14 protein-coding genes are annotated in these 17,043 nt (G+C 76.6%); 6 read left to right on the top strand and 8 right to left on the bottom strand.

Annotation, left to right across the window (positions count from 1 at the left end; genetic code table 11):
• Window positions 1-311 precede the first annotated feature (311 nt).
• The 5 genes from HCK00_RS13200 to HCK00_RS13180 all read left to right on the top strand — a co-directional run bounded on the left by HCK00_RS13200 (window position 312) and on the right by HCK00_RS13180 (window position 5,087).
• Window positions 312-1,694: a ferredoxin reductase family protein gene (locus tag HCK00_RS13200; protein ID WP_375781960.1), complete on the top strand. Its 1,383-nt coding sequence runs from the start codon at window positions 312-314 to the stop codon at window positions 1,692-1,694.
• A gap of 46 nt (window positions 1,695-1,740) precedes the next feature.
• A complete protein-coding gene (locus HCK00_RS13195; protein WP_240965543.1) occupies window positions 1,741-2,295 on the top strand; it encodes an FMN-binding protein in 555 nt (184 codons plus the stop codon).
• 31 nt (window positions 2,296-2,326) lie between these two features.
• A complete protein-coding gene (locus HCK00_RS13190) occupies window positions 2,327-3,058 on the top strand; it encodes an FAD:protein FMN transferase (RefSeq protein WP_168102167.1) in 732 nt (243 codons plus the stop codon).
• A gap of 195 nt (window positions 3,059-3,253) precedes the next feature.
• Window positions 3,254-4,330, top strand: coding sequence for a bile acid:sodium symporter family protein (locus HCK00_RS13185; RefSeq protein WP_311765300.1), 1,077 nt, complete (start codon window positions 3,254-3,256; stop codon window positions 4,328-4,330).
• 535 nt (window positions 4,331-4,865) lie between these two features.
• Window positions 4,866-5,087 (top strand): DUF397 domain-containing protein, encoded by a 222-nt coding sequence (locus HCK00_RS13180; RefSeq protein ID WP_168102062.1) that lies wholly within the window; start codon window positions 4,866-4,868, stop codon window positions 5,085-5,087.
• A gap of 95 nt (window positions 5,088-5,182) precedes the next feature.
• Here the strand turns inward: HCK00_RS13180 and HCK00_RS13175 are convergent, their stop codons facing one another.
• From HCK00_RS13175 to HCK00_RS13140, 8 genes are all read right to left on the bottom strand, one after another.
• Entirely contained in the window at window positions 5,183-5,719 is a 537-nt protein-coding gene (locus tag HCK00_RS13175) for an arginine repressor (protein ID WP_168102061.1), read from the bottom strand.
• Window positions 5,720-5,726: 7 nt separating this feature from the next.
• Window positions 5,727-7,004, bottom strand: a complete 1,278-nt coding sequence (locus HCK00_RS13170; protein ID WP_168102059.1) for an acetylornithine transaminase — start codon at window positions 7,002-7,004, stop codon at window positions 5,727-5,729.
• A complete protein-coding gene (argB, locus tag HCK00_RS13165; RefSeq protein ID WP_168102058.1) occupies window positions 7,001-7,906 on the bottom strand; it encodes an acetylglutamate kinase in 906 nt (301 codons plus the stop codon). Before argB ends, HCK00_RS13170 begins: the two co-directional genes overlap by 4 nt.
• Entirely contained in the window at window positions 7,903-9,084 is a 1,182-nt protein-coding gene (gene argJ, locus HCK00_RS13160; protein WP_168102057.1) for a bifunctional glutamate N-acetyltransferase/amino-acid acetyltransferase ArgJ, read from the bottom strand. Before argJ ends, argB begins: the two co-directional genes overlap by 4 nt.
• Before the next feature lie 199 nt (window positions 9,085-9,283).
• Complete coding sequence (gene argC, locus HCK00_RS13155; protein WP_168102055.1) at window positions 9,284-10,312, bottom strand: N-acetyl-gamma-glutamyl-phosphate reductase; 1,029 nt, start codon at window positions 10,310-10,312, stop codon at window positions 9,284-9,286.
• A 149-nt stretch (window positions 10,313-10,461) separates the two neighbouring features.
• Complete coding sequence (locus HCK00_RS13150) at window positions 10,462-11,148, bottom strand: TMEM175 family protein (protein ID WP_311765299.1); 687 nt, start codon at window positions 11,146-11,148, stop codon at window positions 10,462-10,464.
• Window positions 11,149-11,421: 273 nt separating this feature from the next.
• The gene (locus HCK00_RS13145; RefSeq protein WP_168102053.1) at window positions 11,422-13,812 is read right to left on the bottom strand and encodes a SpoIIE family protein phosphatase; all 2,391 of its coding nucleotides are present in this window, start codon (window positions 13,810-13,812) and stop codon (window positions 11,422-11,424) included.
• Window positions 13,813-14,156: 344 nt separating this feature from the next.
• A complete protein-coding gene (locus HCK00_RS13140; protein ID WP_168102051.1) occupies window positions 14,157-15,659 on the bottom strand; it encodes an aminotransferase-like domain-containing protein in 1,503 nt (500 codons plus the stop codon).
• Here HCK00_RS13140 and HCK00_RS28720 point away from each other — a divergent pair.
• Window positions 15,658-16,992: a DMT family transporter gene (locus tag HCK00_RS28720; protein WP_168102050.1), complete on the top strand. Its 1,335-nt coding sequence runs from the start codon at window positions 15,658-15,660 to the stop codon at window positions 16,990-16,992. The two genes, HCK00_RS13140 and HCK00_RS28720, sit on opposite strands and share 2 nt — an antisense overlap.
• Window positions 16,993-17,043: the final 51 nt, after the last annotated feature.

Below are 17,043 nucleotides of genomic sequence, written 5' to 3'. Positions count from 1 at the left end.
GTGCGCGGGGAGGCCCGGCGGTCGTCCCCCGGCCGGCCCCTGCCCCGTGTTCCCGCCCCGTTCCCGCCCCATCGGAGTCCCGCCGCCCGTGCCCGGTGACGTGCGGGGCGGCGCCCTCCGCCCCGGAAACCCCCGCCGGGATCGCCGCCGGCCTGAGCACACCCGGGTTTTTCCCCGTATCTCTGGTCGAGCCCTGGAACCACTGCCGAGCGGCGCATCAGGGGAAGGACGGGGACGTGAGCATCACCACCGAGACACAGGGCACGGCGGCGCCGCCGGCACAGGCCGCCGGGCCGGACCGGGCCACGGCGATCCAGACGATGGCCGACATCGGCCGCGCGGCGCGGCGGCGTGCGGAGATCCGGATGCGCCCCCGGCGCACCCAGGCCGCCCCCGTGCTGACCCTGCTGTGGGGCGGGGCACTCGCGGTGCTCGGCCTCTGGTGGTACAACACCGGGCTGATCACGGCGACCTCCGGGTGGATCATCGGGGCCGGGCGGATCACCGGGCTGCTGGCCGGCTACGCCACCGCCGTGGTGGTGCTGCTGATGGCCCGGGTGCCGATCCTGGAGCGGCGGATCGGCTCGGACCGGGTGGCGCGCTGGCACGCGATGGCCGGCCGCTACGCGATCTGCCTGATGGTCGCGCACACGCTGCTGATCGTGTGGGGGTACGCCCGGCAGTCCGGCACGGACCTGGTGGGCCAGTTCCTCACCGTCGTCCAGGACTTCCCCGACATGGTCGAGGCCCTGATCGGCACCGTGCTGCTGGTCGTCATCGGGCTGGTCTCGGCGAACGCCGCGCGCCGCAAGCTGCGCTACGAGGTCTGGTACTACCTGCACCTGCTCACGTACGCGGCGGTCTTCCTCGCCTTCTGGCACCAGCTCTCCACCGGCGCCGAGTTCGCCGCCCTGCCGGCCGCGAAGACCGCCTGGTACGCGCTGTACGGCGGGGTGACCGCGCTGATCGTCTGGTACCGGTTCATCACGCCCGTCCGGCTCAACCTGCGCCACCGGCTCCGGGTGGAGGCGACCATCGAGGAGGCGCCCGGCGTCACCTCGGTGATCATGAGCGGGCGGCGGCTGGAGGCCCTGGACGCCGAGGCCGGGCAGTTCTTCCGGTGGCGGTTCCTCGCCCCGAAGCTGCGCTGGACGTCCAATCCGTACTCCCTGTCGGCCACGCCGCGCGGCGACCGGCTGCGCATCACCGTGAAGGCGGCGGGCGACCACAGCGCGGCGCTGGTCGCCCTCCGGCCCGGCACCCGGGTGTGGGCCGAGGGGCCCTACGGGGCGATGACGGCCGCCCGGCGGCAGCGGGGACGCGGCAACAAGGTGCTGCTGATCGCGGGCGGGGCGGGGATCACCCCGATGCGCGCGCTGTTCGAGACGATTCCCGCCGCTCCCGGCGGCCTGACCCTGCTGTACCGGGCCCGTGCCGCGGAGGACCTGGTGCTCTGGGAGGAGCTTCAGGTCATCGCCGAGCGCCGGCAGGCCCGGCTGTTCTCCGCGGTGAACGAGCCGGACGGCACCCGGCCGCAGATCACCGCGGAGGGCCTGGCGCGGGTGATGCCGGACATCGACAAGCACGACGTCTACCTCTGCGGGCCCCCCGGGCTGGCCGGGGAGTTCCAGGCCCTGCTGCGCAAGGCCGGGGTACCGGCCCGCCGCATCCACCACGAGTCCTTCGAGCTGTGAGCCACCACGAGAGCGAGCCGGAGCCGAACCCATGAGGAAACACCCGATGCGCCGCATCCTGCTGAGCAGTGCCGCCACCGTCTCCGGTGTCGTCCTGCTCCTCGCCCTCAAGGCGCCGGCGCCCCCCTGGGCACCGCAGCAGACGGCCGGGGACAACCCGGTCGCCGCCGCGCCGCCCGCGCCGCAGGCCCCACCGGCGGCCGGCGGGGAGACGGCGGGCGGCGGGCAGCCCCCGCAGGGGGGCGGACAGGACGGCCAGGGCGCGCAGGAAGACCAGGGGGGCCAGGGAGACCAGGCAGACCAGGGCGGCCAGGGCGCCGCCCGGACCCGGACCGTCATGGGTGACGTGGTCCGCACCCAGTACGGCCCCGTCCAGGCGCGGATCACCCTCACCGGCGGCCGGATCACCGCGGCCGACGCCGCCCAGGCGCCGTCCGGGGACGCCCAGACGGACTCCGTCACCGCGCGGGCCGTGCCGGAGCTGGGCAAGCGGGCGGTGCAGGCGCAGAACGCCGACATCGACACCGTCTCCGGTGCCACCTTCACCAGCGAGGGGTACAAGACGTCCCTGCAGAGCGCCCTGGACCGGGCCGGTGGCTGACCCCCCGGGGCTCCGCCGCGCCGAGGAGGCGATGGGCACGGTCTTCTCCTTCGACCTGCGCGGGGCGGGCGCCCGGGAGGCAGGACCCGCGGTGGCGGAGGCGGTGGCGTGGCTGCACCGGGTGGACGAGCTGTTCTCCCCGTTCCGCCCGGAGAGCGAGCTGAGCCGGCTGGTGCGCGGCGAACTCTCCCCCGGTGACTGCGACCCGCTGGTCACGGAGGTGCTGATGCTCTGCGAGGGCGCGGAGGAGATGAGCGACGGCTGGTTCTCCCCCCGCTTCGGGGGCGTCACCGACCCGACCGGGCTGGTCAAGGGGTGGGCGGTGGAGCGCGCCTCGGAGCTGCTCGCCGACGCCGGAGCGGTGGACAGCTGTGTGAACGGGGGCGGCGACGTCCAGCTCCGGGGCCGCGCCGGCCCCGGGCGGCCCTGGCGCACCGGCGTCGGCGACCCGCTGCGGCCGGGCCGCGTCGCCGTCGTCGTGGAGGGTGAGGGACGGCTGGCGGTGGCCACCAGCGGCACCGCGGAGCGCGGCTGCCACATCGTCGACCCGCACACCGGGGCGGCGCCGCGCCACGGGCTGGTGTCGGTCACCGTGCTGGCGGAGGGGCTGACCGCGGCGGACGCGTGGGCGACGGCCGCCTTCGCCCGCGGCGACGGAGCACGTGACTGGCTGGAGAGCCTGCCCGAGGTGGAGGGGTTCGCGATCGCCGCCGACGGCACGACGTGGAGCACCACCGGGTTCGGGAAGTTCACCGCCGGCTGAGCGGGCGGGCCGGTCCCGGCCTCCCGTCCGGGCATGGCCGGCCACCCACCGCGGTCCTCTCCCGTCCGCGCGCCCGAGGTGACCCCGGCCCGGCGCCCCGCCTCACCCGCGCACGCCGCGGAGGTGGCGGCCGCGTGTTTCCGCATCGCGGGACGGGACTTGCGGAACGCACCGGCCAGGGCGTTGCATCGCGGGGTGCCGAACGAACCACGGAACTCCCCCGCCCCTCCCGACCCCGGCAGCCCTTCCCCCGGCTCCCCCGGGCACGCCGGTCCCGCCCACCCGGCGTCCGGGCCCGCCGGCGCCCCGGACGCCCCGGGTGCGCCGAGTTCACCCGGCGCGCCCGGCTCCACCGCCCGGCGGGGCGCGCGGATCGCCGTCACCGTCTTCCCCGTCCTGGTGCTGGCCGCGGGCGCGACGGGGCTGCTGGCCCCCTCGGCCTTCACCGGCTGGGGGCCCGCTGTGCCGTATCTGCTCGGCGTGGTGATGTTCGGGATGGGCCTGACCCTGACACCGCCGGATCTGCGCGGTGTGGCCCGGCGCCCGTGGGTTCTGCTGCTGGGGCTGTCCGCGCAGTATCTGATCATGCCGGGGCTGGGCTGGCTGATCGCCCACGCGCTGGGGCTGCCGCCCGCTCTCGCGGCGGGTCTGGTGCTCGTCGGCTGCGCCCCGGGCGGGACGGCGTCCAACGTGGTGACGTACCTGGCGCGCGGGGACGTCGCCCTGTCCGTCTCGGTGACCAGTGTCTCCACCCTGCTCTCCCCGCTGGTGACACCGCCCCTGGCGCTGCTGCTGGCCGGGGAGTTCCTGCCGGTGGACGCCGGTTCGATGGTGACGGACATCCTGCGCACCGTGCTGCTGCCGGTGCTCGCCGGGCTCGCCGTGCGGCTGCTGGCCGGGCGGCGGGTGGAACGGGCGCTGGGCGTACTGCCCTGGCTGTCGGTGGCCGCCATCGGGGTCATCGTGGCCGTCGTGGTCGCGGGCAGCGCGGACGCGATCGGGGCCGCCGCCGGGACCGTGGTCCTCGCCGTCATCCTCCACAACGGGCTGGGGCTGGCGCTCGGCTGGGCCGCGGGGCGCGCGGCGCGGCTGGACGCGCCGGCGGGACGGGCACTGGCGTTCGAGGTGGGGATGCAGAACTCGGGACTCGCCGCGTCCCTCGCCGCGGGCCACTTCGGGGCGGTCGCGGCACTGCCCGCGGCGGTCTTCTCGGTCTGGCACAACGTCTCCGGCGCCCTGCTCGCCACCTGGTTCTCCCGCCGCCCCCGGTGACGGGCGGCGGGATTCCGCGCCTGCCCGGCCGGTGACCGCCGGTCCCGTTCCCCCGGCTGGGGCGGCGCGGGAGCGCTCGCGTCTCCTCCGCCCCCACGGGGTGACCGTGCCGGGCACGGCATGAGCGGCCGCCCCGGCGCTCCCGGCGCGGCGGGTCACCGGCCCGCGCCGGGTCCGCCGCAGCTCCGTCCCGCGGTCCCACCGCCCGGCGGCCCCCACGGGCCCGGGACGGAGCGGGCCGGTCCGGCAAGCCCACGCGGCGGCGCCCGTCCCGCCCACCACGGGCGAGGCGGATCCGCCTCCGCCCTCCGCCGGCGGGACGCGCGGCACGGCGACGCGGGCCCGGGGGTGGAGATCCCTCCCGGAAGCAATGTGGACCGGAGCATTCTGGTCCGTCCTCCCCGCGGGTAGCCTCTCAGCAGACGGCCCGCGCGGGGCGGCCGCCGCCGGGCGGCCCGTCGACCGGCTCCTGGTCAGGCCGGGTTGGCCGCGCGGACTCCCGCCCATGGCCAGGGGAAGCAGGCACCCAACCCTCATGAGCTGTTTCGTCCCCGATGCCTCGGCCCTGGCGGTGCGGTGGACCGCCTCCTCGTACAGCGGTGGCGAGGACACCTGCGTCGAAGTGGCCCCGTACCAGGAGGCCACCGTGGCGGTGCGGGACTCCCAGGACCCGTCCGGGCCCGCGCTGCTGCTGCGATCGGAGGAGTGGGCGGCGTTCATCGCCGACATCCGGGCGGGCGGGTTCGACCTCCTCTAGGCGCTCCCGCCGCTTCCGCCGGGGCCCCGGCCCCGCCGCCACGCGCCCGGCGGGTCCCGTCACCGGAGCGCCCCGGCGCTCTCCGCGCGGGGCCGCTACCGCGCCCGCTGGGCGAGGCGCAGCAGGTGGTCGGCGAGCGCCTGCCCGCCGGCCGGGTCGCGGCTGATGAGCAGCACGGTGTCGTCCCCCGCGATGGTGCCGAGGATCTCGTGCACCTCGGCCTGGTCGATGGCCGAGGCGAGGAACTGGGCGGCGCCGGGCGGGGTGCGCAGCACCACGAGGTTCGCCGAGGCCTCGGCGGAGATGAGGAGTTCACCGGCGAGCCGGGCCATCCGCTGTTCCTTCGCCGACTCCCCCAGCGGCGCCCGCGGGGTGCGGAAACCGCCCTCCGAGGGGACGGCGTAGATCAGTTCGCCTCCGGCGGAGCGGATCTTCACCGCGCCGAGCTCGTCGAGGTCCCGGCTGAGGGTCGCCTGGGTGACCGTCAGCCCGTCCTCGGCGAGCAGCCGGGCGAGCTGGCTCTGCGAGCGCACCGGCTGCCGGCCGAGGATGTCGACGATCCGCCGGTGGCGGGCCGTCCGGGTCTGGGGAACGGCCGGCCCGCCGTGTTCGGTGCCCTGCGCCTGGCCCATCGTGTCGTCAGTCTCCGGATCGTCGGTCGGTGCCGTCGCCCGCGGCCTCGTCCAGGACCGCCGGGAGGGCCCCGAGCAGCGCGTCCACCTCGTCGTCACCGATGATCAGCGGGGGTACGAGGCGTACCACGCCGGGGGCGACCGCGTTGACCAGGAGCCCGGCCTCCTGCGCCGCCTGCTGGACGCGCGGGGCCACGGGTTCGGTGAGCACGATACCCAGCAGCAGCCCGGCGCCGCGCACCTGTGCGACGAGCGGGTGTCCGAGCGTTTCGATGCCGCCCCGCAGCCGCTCCCCCGTCCGCTTCACCCGGTCCGGGATGTTCTCCGCGGCGAGGGTGTCGAGTACGGCGAGCGCGGCGGCGCAGGCCACCGGGTTGCCGCCGAAGGTCGAGCCGTGCTGACCGGGCCCCATCAGCTCCGCGGCCTCGCCGAAGGCGACGGTGGCCCCGATGGGCAGCCCGCCGCCGAGCCCCTTGGCCAGGGTGACCACGTCCGGCTCCACGCCCTGTGCCTGGTGCTCGAACCAGTGCCCGGTGCGGCCGATGCCGGTCTGCACCTCGTCGACGACGAGCAGGGTGCCGGTGGCCGAGGTGATCTCGCGGGCCGCCGCGAGATAGCCGGCGGGCGGGACGACGACGCCGTTCTCCCCCTGGACCGGTTCGACGATCACCAGCGCCGTCTCCCCGGTGACGGCGGCCCGCAGCGCGTCCGCGTCTCCGTAGGGCACATGGGTGACGTCCGGGGCCAGTGGCAGGAAGGGGTCCCGCTTGGCGGGCTGCCCGGTGAGCGCGAGGGCGCCGGTGGTGCGGCCGTGGAAGCCGCCCTCGGTGGCGACCATGTGGCGCCGGCCGGTGCGCCGCCCGATCTTGAAGGCGGCCTCCACGGCCTCGGCGCCCGAGTTGGAGAAGAAGACCTTGCCGCCGGGGCGGCCGAGGAGCCGCAGCAGCCGCTCCGCGAGCGCGACCGGCGGTTCGGCGGCGAAGAGGTTCGAGACATGGCCCAGGGTGGCGACCTGCTCGCTCACCGCGCGGACGACGGCCGGGTGTGCGTGGCCGAGGGAGTTGACGGCGATCCCGCCGACGAAGTCGAGGTAGGCGCGCCCGTCGGCGTCGCGCACGGTGGCGCCGGAGCCGCTCACCAGCGGCAGGCCGGGGGTGCCGTAGGTGTTCATCACGGCGCCCTGCCAGCGGCGCGTGAGGGCCGCGTTGCCGCCCGCCTCCTGCTCCTGTGCGCCGTCGCCGCCCGGCTGCCGGCCGGTACCGGTCGTTCCGCTCGTGACGCTCATGCGGTCTCCCCCTCCGCGTCGGGCACGACCATCGTGCCGATCCCTTCGTCCGTGAAGATCTCCAGCAGGATGGAGTGCGGCACCCGGCCGTCGATGACGCGAGCGGTGCGCACCCCGTTCCGCACGGCGTGCAGACACCCCTCCATCTTGGGCACCATGCCGCTGGCCAGGTCGGGCAGGAGCTTCTCCAGCTCGGCCGCGGTGAGCCTGCTGATCACCTCGTCGCTGTGCGGCCAGTCCTCGTAGAGGCCCTCGACATCGGTGAGCACCATCAGGGTCTCCGCGTTCAGCGCGGCGGCGAGCGCGGCGGCGGCCGTGTCCGCGTTGACGTTGTAGACGTGCCCGTCGTCGGCGCTGCGGGCGACGGAGGAGACCACGGGGATACGGCCGTCGTCCAGCAGGGCCTGGATCGCGCCCGTCTCCACCCCGGTGATCTCGCCGACCCGCCCGATGTCCACGCTCTCGCCGTCGACCTCGGCGTAGCGCTTGACGGCGGTCAGGGTGTGCGCGTCCTCACCGGTGAGGCCGACGGCGAGCGGGCCGTGCCGGTTGAGCAGCCCGACCAGCTCCCGCTGCACATGCCCGGCGAGCACCATCCGGACGACGTCCATCGCCTCCGGCGTGGTGACCCGCAGCCCGGCCTTGAACTCCGAGACCAGGCCCAGCTTGTCGAGGTGCGCGGTGATCTGCGGCCCGCCGCCGTGCACGACGACGGGCTTCAGGCCGGCGTGGCGGAGGAAGACGACGTCCTGGGCGAAGGCCGCCTTCAGCTCCTCGTCGACCATGGCGTTGCCGCCGAACTTGACGACGACGGTCCTGCCGTGGTGCCGGGTGAGCCAGGGCAGCGCCTCGATGAGGATGCGCGCCTTCGGCAGGGCGGTGTGTTTCCGGGTGGCGGTCATGTGGAGTACGCGCTGTTCTCGTGGACGTAGTCGGCGGTCAGGTCGTTGGTCCAGATGACGGCCGACTCGGTGCCGGACGCCAGGTCGGCGGTGACGCGGACCTCGCGGTAGCGCATGTCCACCAGCTCGCGGTCCTCGCCCACCGCGCCGCCCTTGCAGACCCAGACGCCGTTGATGGCGACGTTCAGCCGGTCCGGCTCGAAGGCGGCGGAGGTGGTGCCGATGGCGGCGAGCACCCGCCCCCAGTTGGGGTCCTCGCCGTGGACGGCGCACTTGAAGAGGTTGTTGCGGGCGATGGAGCGGCCGACCTCCACCGCGTCGTCCTCGCTGGCGGCGCCCGTCACCTCGATCCGGATGTCCTTGGAGGCGCCCTCGGCGTCGCCGACGAGCTGCCGGGCGAGGTCGGCGCAGACGGCGTGGACGGCCTCGGCGAAGGCGTCCGGTGCGGGGGCCGTCCCGGACGCGCCGGAGGCCATCAGCAGCACCATGTCGTTGGTGGACATGCAGCCGTCGGAGTCGACCCGGTCGAAGGTGGTGCGGGTGGCCGCGCGCAGCGCCCGGTCCAGCTCGTCCGCGGCCACGTCGGCGTCGGTGGTGAGGACGACGAGCATGGTGGCGAGGCCGGGGGCGAGCATCCCCGCGCCCTTGGCCATGCCCCCGACGGTCCAGCCGCCGGGGTGCTCCACCACGGCGGTCTTGTGCACCGAGTCGGTGGTCTTGATCGCCAGGGCGGCCTTCTCGCCGCCGTGCGGGGAGAGCTGCGCGACGGCGCGGTCCACGCCCGGCCGCAGCTTGTCCATGGGCAGCCGGACGCCGATCAGCCCGGTGGAGGCAACGGCCACCATGGCGGCGCTGTGGCCGCCGGTGAGGTCGTGGCCCGCGGAGTTGAGCGACTCCGCCGTCTTCTCCGCGGTGGCGTGGGTGTCCTGGAAGCCGAGCGGGCCGGTGCAGGCGTTGGCACCGCCGGAGTTGAGGACGACGGCGGAGACCTGGCCGCCCTTCAGGACCTGCTCGGACCACAGGACGGGGGCCGCCTTGACCCGGTTGCTCGTGAACACCGCCGCGGCGGCCAGGTTCGGCCCCTCGTTGACGACGAGCGCCAGGTCCGGGTCCCCGCTCTGCTTGAGGCCGGCGGTGACCCCCGCCGCCTTGAAGCCCTTGGCTGCTGTCACGCTCACTGCGTCCTGGTCCCTTCCGTCTGCGCCGCGGCCGTGGAGCCGGCGGGGCCGCGCGTGCTGTGGTTTCCGTGCCCGCTGTGACCGCCCGCGTGATCCGGAGCGCTCCCGGCGCCGGGGTCCTCCGGACCGCGGTACCCGGGCAGCCCGCCCGGGCCGGGGGCTGACGGGGCGCCGGCCGCCTTGGTGGTGCCCGGGCGGCTCACGGGGCGGTCCCGGCCGCGGAGAGCCCCAGCTCCTCCGGGAGCCCCAGGGCGAGGTTCATGCTCTGCACGGCGCCACCGGCGGTGCCCTTGGTCAGGTTGTCGACGGCGGCGATCACGACGATCCGCCCGGCGTCCTCGTCCAGCGCGGTCTGGAGCTGGACGGCGTTGGAGCCGAGGACCGCGCCGGTGGAAGGCCACCGCCCCGCGGGCAGCAGCCGCCAGAACGGCTCCCCGGCGGTGGCCTTCTCATACGTCTCGCGCAGCGCCGCCGCGGTGACCCCGGGCCGCGCCCGGGCCGTGCAGGTGGCGAGGATGCCGCGGGGCATCGGGGCGAGGGTCGGGGTGAAGGAGACGGTGACCGGCTCCCCCGCGACGGCGGAGAGGTTCTGCACCATCTCGGGTGTGTGGCGGTGGACACCGCCGACCCCGTACGGGCTCATCGAGCCCATCACCTCGCTGCCCAGCAGGTGCGGCTTGAGCGCCCGCCCGGCGCCGGAGGTGCCGCTCGCGGCGACGACCACGGCCTCGGGCTCGGCGAGCCCGGCCGCGTAGGCGGGGGCGAGGGCGAGCGAGACGGCGGTCGGGTAGCAGCCGGGGACGGCGATCCGGCGGGCCCCGCGCAGCGCGTCGCGGGCGCCGGGGAGTTCGGGGAGGCCGTAGGGCCAGGTGCCGGCGTGCGGGGAGCCGTAGAACCGCTCCCAGGCGGCCGCGTCCCGCAGCCGGAAGTCGGCGCCGCAGTCGATGACCAGCGTCTCCTCGCCCAGTTCGGCGGCGACGGCGGCGGACTGCCCGTGCGGCAGCGCGAGGAACACCGCGTCGTGCCCGGCCAGCGCCTCGGCGGTGGTCGGCTCGAGTACCCGGTCCGCCAGCGGCAGCAGATGCGGCTGGAGCGCGCCGAGCGGCTGCCCGGCGTTCGACCCGGCGGTCAGGGCGCCGATCTCCACCTCCGGATGCCCGAGCAGCAGGCGGAGCACCTCACCGCCCGCGTACCCGCTCGCCCCCGCCACTGCAACGCGCGTCGCCATACCACTCCTCCGTTCGATGGCATGACTATACGAAGCGCCGCACTTTTATGCAAGACCGGGCCCCGGCCACCGCGCGGGGAGACCGGGTGACGCGGGCACCCCGCCGTGTCCGGCGGCGGGGGGTGGTGGCCGGGGCCGGGCCGGCGCCGTCAGCCGCCGTGCCCTCGGCCGCGCGGCAGGAAGCGGCGGAGCGGGCCGGAGAGTTCGGTGAGGCCGTGACTGGTGACCCCGTAGAAGAGCGGGAGGAAGCAGAAGACCGCCAGGGCCGTGAGCGGGTGGAGGAGCGCGCCGACGAGGCCGGCGGCGGTGTAGAGGACGATCCCGACGAGGGCGCGCACCCGCTCCAGGGAGAAGAAGTTCTCCGCCACGTGCTCCCAGGCCAGTTCCGGGTGGCGGCCGAGGTGATGGAAGAGCGCGAGCCAGGCCAGCGAGGTCAGGACGCCGACGAGCGCGTAGACCGCGACCGCCACCCGGGCGTCACTCCCGGCACCCTCGGCGATGGCCGTGGAGACCATCGCGGTGGGCCACGGCAGCAGCGCCGTGGAGAAGAGGACGGCCAGGTTGGCCCAGTGCAGGCCGCGGTCCATGACCCGGACCCGGCAGAAGGCGGCCTTGTGGTTGAGCCACACCACGGCGACGTAGAGGTAGGACGCCACATAGGCCACATAGGTGGGCCACTGGTGGAGCAGCTTCGTCAGCAGGGTCCCGGGCCGCTCCGGGGGCGGGTGGAGGTCGAGGACGAGCAGGGTGATGACGATCGCGAGCACGGCGTCGCTGAACGCCTCCGCCCGCCGGGTGTCCGGGTCGGAGATCCGCTGCTCCCACGCCTCCGTCACGGCGACCTCCGTCCGCCGGGCTCCGGCGCGGTCGCGGCGCTCCGGCAGGATCCGGCCGGGCCGGGTCCGCCGAACCGGCGCAGCTGCGGCGGAGACCGGACCGCGGCCCTATTTCTCACTCATATCCAGATTCATGGCACAGGTTCCACGTGTCCACTCCGCCGTCCGTCCCGGTGCGGCTCGCTCACGGGGTTCCGGCTCGCGGGGTTCCCGGCCCCGCCGGTCCACCCACCGGCGGGGCCGCCGCCCCGGGGCGGCGGTGCGCCGGCTCCGTCAGCCGGGGCGGTGGACCAGGAGGACGGCGATGTCGTCGGCGGCGGTCCCGGCCGCGGCGCACGCGGTGACGCGGTCGGCCAGTGTCTCAGTGGCGGTCCGGACCGCTCCGCCGGGATCCGGCGGGGCCACGCCGCCCGTGCCCGCCGCCACTCCCGCTGTGCCCGGGCCCGCCGGGGTTCCCGACCCGTCCGCCCCGCCTGCACCGCCAGAACTGTCCGCACCCTCCGCCCCGTCCGCGCCGCTCGTCTGCTCGCCCCCGGCCACCCGTTCCGCGGCCCAGGCACCGAGCGAGCCCTTCACCCGCGCCACCCCGGCGTCGAAGTCGTGGCCGGCGCCCTCGACCAGGCCGTCCGTGTAGAGCAGCAGGGTTCCGCCCGGGGGCAGTTCCCCGGCCGACACCGGGTACGGGCCTTCCTGGCCGCAGCCGAGCGGCAGCCCGCCGGCGCACTCCAGTTCGCGTACGGTGCCGTCGGCCGTCAGCAGCAGCGGGTAGGGGTGGCCGGCCCGGGCGATCCGCAGCGCCCCCGTGGCCGGGTCGAGTTCCACCACGCAGGCGGTGGCGAAGAGATCGGTGTCCAGCCCGCGGAGCATCCGGTCCCCGCGGGCCATCAGCTCGGCCGGGCCGTGCCCGTCGTCGGTGTAGGCGAGCAGCGCCGTCCGGATCTGGCCCATCACGGCGGCGGCCTCGGCGCTGTGCCCCTGGACGTCACCGATCGTGAGCCCCACGCGCCCGCCGGGAAGCCGGGCCACGTCGTACCAGTCGCCGCCGACGTCGAGCCCCTCCGAGCCCGGCAGGTAGCGCACCGCGATCTCCAGGCCGGGCACCTCCGGGAGGGTGCGCGGCAGCATCACCCGCTGGAGGGCCGTCATGTCCGTCCGGCGCCGGTCGAAGAGGCGGGCGCGGGCCAGGGACTGCGCCAGGATCGAGGCGACGGCCGTGGCCAGTACCTCGTCCTCGGCGGTGAACGTCCGGGGCCGGTCGTAGGAGAGGACGCAGGTGCCGACCGTGCCGTCGGCGGTGGCCAGCGGCAGCAGCGCCCACGCGTGGTGGCCCCCGGCGGGGAGGTACCGCTCGTCGGGGAAGGCCGCCCGGTGCTCCGCGCGGGACTCCAGGAAGAGCGGGCCGCCCGCGCGCAGCGCGGCGGACAGGGGGCTGCCCGGCTCGGCCATCGCGGCCGAGTCCAGCCGGCGGAGGACGTCCGGCGGATATCCGGCCGCCCCGGCGAGCACCACGTCCCCGTCCTCGACCAGGTGGACGGCGAGCGCGACGGCCTCCAGGGCGGGGAGCACCGTGCCGGTCATGGTGTCCACGACGTCCTGGGTGGAGAGCGCCGACCCGAACGCGCCGGTGACGTTGAGCACGAACTCCCGGCGGGCGAGCCGTCCCTCCTCGCGCTCCCGCTCCTCGGTGCGGTCCTGGACGACGCCGACGAGGCCCTGTGGGCGGCCCGCCGGGTCGGTGACGACCCGCGCCTTGGCGTCGATCCAGCGCACACCGGCGCCGGGGTGGACGACCCGGTGGACGGCCGCGTAGTGGCCGGTGCGCAGGGCGGCGCGGGCGGCCGTCCGGACGGCGGCGCGGTCCTCGGGGTGCACCAGCTCGTAGAAGGTGTCGATCCGCTCGTCCCAGGTCTCGGCGTCCACCCCGAACAGGCGGCAGGTCCGCTCGTCCCACACCAGCCGGCCAGAGGCGAAGTCCCAGTCGAAGGCACCGATGTCCGCGCTGGCCAGAGCCAGTTCGAGGCGGGCGGCGCGGGCCCGGCCCTCCACCAGCCGGACGGCCTGGTCGAGCCGGGGGACCCCGGCGGGCAGGGCCCTGACCTCCCGGGAGAGAAGGTGCTCCAGGCGCTGCCCGGCGACGGCGGCGATCAGGGTGAGGGTCCGCTCCTCGTCCGGGGAGAGCGGCCGGTCCCCGTCGAGTTCGGCGGTGACGACGGCCAGGCAGCGGTCGTCGGCCATCAGCGGCAGCGAGGCGAAGGCCCGGGGCGCGGGGAAGCGGGTGGCGTCGCCGCCGAGGCCGGTGTACTCGTGGGCGGGCCGCCACACCAGGCGGCGCGCGCGGGCGGCCTCGGCGGCCGGGAGGTCGGCCCCGGGGTCGAGGGAGCCGTAGCGCTCCACGATGTACTCCCCGTAACCGGTGGTGGTCGCCAGCCGGAGCCGGCCGTCGTCCTGCCGGATGTACACGGCGCCGGCCCGGGCTCCGAGGGTGGTGAGCGCGGCCTCCTTGGCGGCGGTGAGCAGACCGGAGGCGCTGGTCCGGTTCAGCAGGCGCATCACCGTGCCGGCGGGGTCGGCGGTGCCGTTCACTTCCGTGCCGTCCCGCCCGTCCGTCCCGCCGGTCCCGTTCGTCCCGGCGGACGCCGGCACCAGGTGCGGTTCCGCCGCCACACGCGCCCCCTTGCCTCGCCCACCGCGTCGCTGTGCCCATGGTCCGTCACGATGGCGTGAATCGCATCCATGAAGGACGGCCGGATTTCCCGGGCGGGGGTGATCCGCCCTCGTCAGCCGGTGGGGGACCGCACGGAGCGGGGTGGCGTTCCGGCCGGACGGGCGCGGGGTGGCGCCCCGGCGGGCCGCCCGCGACGGGCCTCCGGCGGCCCCGTCGTGCCGCCGCCCATACCCCGGCCTCGGCACGGCGGACGACGTACGCGCCGGGCGGCGGGCCGTCGGGGCTCCCGGCCCGATACGGTGCCGGCCCCGGTCGTGGCCCGCTCACCGCCCGGCCCGCCCCGTCAGCGGGGCGCGCCCCCGGTGGCCCGGACACTCTCCACGGCGGTCCGGAGCCGCCGCACCCCCTCGGCGATCTCCCCGGTGCTGGCGACGGCGGCGAACGCGACCCGGAGGTGCGCGCCGGGTGGTTCGGCCGCGAAGTAGTGGCGGCCCGGGGCCACGGCCACGCCGGCACGGAACGCCTCCGCCGTGACCGCCTCCTCCTCGTGATCGGCCGCGCCGGCGCCGGCGCCGCCCGTCCCGGCAAGCCGCAGCCACAGGTGGCCGCCGCCGGAGGGCACCAGCGCGGGCCGGTCCCCGGGCAGTTCCCGGGCCAGCGCGGTGGCCAGCGCCTCCCGCCGGAGCCGCAGCCCCGCGCCGACGGCCCGCAGATGGCGGCGCCAGGCCGGCGAGCCGACGAGTTCCAGCGCGGTCTCCTGGAGCGGCCGGGCGACGAAGAAGCTGTCGGTGATCTGGATGGCCCGCAGCCGCCGCAGCACCGGCCCGCGCGCGGCCAGCGCCGCGACCCGCAGGCTCGGCGAGGTGACCTTGGTGAGGGAGCGGATGTGGACCACCACGCCGTCGGGGTCCTCGGCGGCCAGCGGCGGTGGCAGCGGTCCGGCGTCCTCGTGGGCCAGGCCGCGCGCGTAGTCGTCCTCGACGACGAAGGCCCCGGCCGCGCGGGCGGCGCGCAGCACCCCGGGCCTGCGCTCCGGGGAGAGCACCGCGCCGGTGGGGTTCTGGAAGAGCGGCTGGCAGACCAGGACCCGGGCGCCGGTGGCGCGGAACGCCTCGCCGAGCAGGTCCGGCCGGATCCCGTCGCTGTCCACCGGGACGGGCACCGGCCGCAGTCCGGCGGCGCGGGCCACCGCCAGCAGCCCGGGGTAGGTCGGCGACTCCACGAGGACGGGCGCGCCGGGCGGCGCCAGCGCGCGGAGCGCGGTGGTCAGGGCGGGCTGGCCGCCCGCGGTGATCAGCACGTCGGCCGGGGTGAGCGCGGAGCCGGGCCCGCCGATCTCCCGGGCGAACCAGGCCCGCAGCTCCGGCAGCCCTTCCATCGGCGGCCGGTCCCAGGCACCGGGACGGCGGCCGGCGCGGGAGAGGGCCGCGGCGAGGGCCCGCTCGGGGGTCAGGGAGGGGTGCGGGTAGCCGCCGTTGAGCTCGATCACACCGGGCGGGGGCGCCGCGAGGGTGGCCAGCAGCCCCGAGGGGTCCACGGCGCGGGGCAGCGGCTCGCCGGCGGCGGTGGTGGCCGGTTCGGCGCTGAGCGCGACCTCCTGCCAGGAGGTGTCGGCGGGCCGGGGCGGCGGGGCGGCCGGCCGGGCGCGGAAGGCCCCGGCGCCGGGGCGGGTGGTGACGAGTCCCTCGGCGACGAGCGCGGACAGCGCCCGGGAGACGGTCACCGGGCTCACCCGGTGGCGTTCCACCAGGACCCGGCTGGACGGCAGCTTCTCCCCGGGAGAGTAGCGCTCGATCTCCTTCCGGAGAATTCCCGCCAACTCCGCCACACTGCTACTCTGCTGCATGAGAGCAGATGATAGCGCTACCGACTCCCGGACGATAGCGGCCGGCACCGGTTCCCCCACCGGCACGGCGCCGCCCACCTCCGGCCCCGCTTCCGGGGACCGGCGGCGGCCCGCGCCCTCCGCGGCGGCCGGGGCGGCTCTGGCCCTGCTCGGCGTCACCGCCTTCTCCCTGACCTTCCCGGCCACCGTCTGGGCCCTGGAAGGGCTGGGGCCCTGGACGGTCGTCACCGCCCGCGGAGTGCTCGCCGGGCTGATCGCCACGGGGTGCCTCATGGCGCTGCGCGTCCCGCCGCCCGCCCGGCGCCACTGGCCCGGCCTGCTGACCGTCGCGGCCGGCGTCGTCCTCGGCTTCCCCCTGCTCACCACGCTCGCGCTGCGCACCGCGACGGCCGCCGACGCAGCCGTGGTGGTGGGGCTGCTGCCGCTGACCACGGCCGTGTTCGCCGCGGTGCGGACGCGGACCGGGCACCCTCCGCTGTTCTGGGCCGCCGCCCTCGCCGGGGCCGCCGCGGTGACGGCCTTCGCCCTGACCCGCGGTGGCGGCGGCCCCGGTGCCGGCGAGGGGTACCTCGCCGCGTCCCTGCTGGTCTGCGCCGCGGGATACACCGAGGGCGGCCGGCTGGCCCGGCTGATGCCGGGCTGGCAGGTGACGGCCTGGGCCCTGGTGGTCAGCCTCCCGCTGACCGTACCGGGGCTCGGGATCGCGCTGGCCGTGGAACCGGCCTCGTTCACCGGGCACACGGTGGCCGGGCTCGCGTGGCTGGCCGTCGGCTCACAGTTCCTGGGCCTGGTCGTCTGGTACCGGGGGATGGCCGCGATCGGCGTGGCCCGGGCGGGTCAGTTCCAGCTGGCGCAGCCGCTGCTGACCCTGGTGTGGGCAGTGCTGCTGCTGGGCGAGCGGCCGGACGCCGCGGCACCGGTCACCGCGGCCGCCGTGCTCGTCTGCATCGCCGTCACCCAGCGGGCACACCGGGTCTCCCCCGGGCGGCGGGTCTCCCCCGGGCGGTGGCGCCTCCGCCCGCCGTCCGAATGGCGGGCGCGCGGCAGCGGTCCCGGGACCGGAGGGGAGCCGTCCGCGCCACCCCGCTCCCCGCTCCACCACGGGGGACGCCCGCCGGGTGACCCCGCCGCGACCGGCCCGCCGGTGACGCCCGGCGGAGGCGCCGGGCGGACGGACGCGGCGGCGGAGGACGGCGCGGCGCCGGACGCGGACCGCGCGAGGCCGCACCGGGCGCGGTCCGGGGGCGGCCCCGGGACACCGCTCCCGCCCCGCGGCCCGGCCTCCCCGGGGGCCGGCGGCCGGCAGGCCCCACGCGGCACCGGACCGGCGTGAGGGCCCGGGCCCGGCCACGCGGGCCCCGCACGCCTCCTGGCGCCCCGGAGC

This window comes from Streptomyces zingiberis, assembly GCF_012034935.1.
GTDB classification, from domain to species: domain Bacteria; phylum Actinomycetota; class Actinomycetes; order Streptomycetales; family Streptomycetaceae; genus Streptomyces; species Streptomyces zingiberis.
Note: the sequence above shows the minus strand (reverse complement) of the source record. Positions and strands in the feature narration are given on the sequence as shown.

Coding starts and splice junctions, on each gene's coding strand:
- HCK00_RS28720 (WP_168102050.1), top strand. CDS start 15,658: ATGAGAGCAGATGATAGCGCTACCGACTCCCGGACGATAGCGGCCGGC.
- argC (WP_168102055.1), bottom strand. CDS start 10,312: ATGGCGACGCGCGTTGCAGTGGCGGGGGCGAGCGGGTACGCGGGCGGT.
- HCK00_RS13195 (WP_240965543.1), top strand. CDS start 1,741: ATGCGCCGCATCCTGCTGAGCAGTGCCGCCACCGTCTCCGGTGTCGTC.
- HCK00_RS13140 (WP_168102051.1), bottom strand. CDS start 15,659: ATGCAGCAGAGTAGCAGTGTGGCGGAGTTGGCGGGAATTCTCCGGAAG.
- HCK00_RS13190 (WP_168102167.1), top strand. CDS start 2,327: ATGGGCACGGTCTTCTCCTTCGACCTGCGCGGGGCGGGCGCCCGGGAG.
- HCK00_RS13180 (WP_168102062.1), top strand. CDS start 4,866: ATGAGCTGTTTCGTCCCCGATGCCTCGGCCCTGGCGGTGCGGTGGACC.
- HCK00_RS13175 (WP_168102061.1), bottom strand. CDS start 5,719: ATGGGCCAGGCGCAGGGCACCGAACACGGCGGGCCGGCCGTTCCCCAG.
- argB (WP_168102058.1), bottom strand. CDS start 7,906: ATGACCGCCACCCGGAAACACACCGCCCTGCCGAAGGCGCGCATCCTC.
- HCK00_RS13170 (WP_168102059.1), bottom strand. CDS start 7,004: ATGAGCGTCACGAGCGGAACGACCGGTACCGGCCGGCAGCCGGGCGGC.